General features: G+C 59.2%; 1 protein-coding gene. It reads left to right on the top strand.

Annotation, left to right across the window (positions count from 1 at the left end; genetic code table 11):
• The coding region (locus tag NTD82_RS16385) for a VCBS domain-containing protein (RefSeq protein WP_262129474.1) at positions 1-529 on the top strand (529 nt) is incomplete at both ends.

A 529-nucleotide genomic window follows, 5' to 3' on the forward strand; every position in this document is an offset into this window, starting at 1 on the left:
CGCGGGCACCTTCACGGGGACCTACGGCACGCTGGTTCTGGCTGCGGATGGGTCTTACACCTACACGCTGAATCCTGCAGATCCGGACTTCTTTAATCTGCATGGCGGCGGTACGGGTACCGAGACGTTTGCCTATACCCTGACCGATGCGGATGGCGATACCAGCACTGCGAATCTGGTCCTGGATATCAAGAACCTGAACGATCCAGTCACTCTCAATGGCCTCGATGCTGCGGGTGGTGAGCTGACGGTTTACGAGAAAAATCTTAGCGACGGCAGCAACCCGAACACGCCGGCATTGACGCAAACCGGCACCTTCACCGTCACCGCTCCGGACGGGCTGCAAACCCTGAGTGTGGGCGGCATCAACGTTGTTTCTGGCGGGGTAGCCTCCGGTTTCCCACAAACTGCCACGACTCCGCTGGGCAACACGCTGACCGTCACGGGGTACAACGCCAGTACCGGCGTGGTGACCTACAGCTACACCTTGCTGGATAACGAAACCCATCCAAACGCTGGCGGCATCAAC

This window comes from Pseudomonas sp. 5P_5.1_Bac1, from assembly GCF_025466015.1.
Classification (GTDB): domain Bacteria; phylum Pseudomonadota; class Gammaproteobacteria; order Pseudomonadales; family Pseudomonadaceae; genus Aquipseudomonas.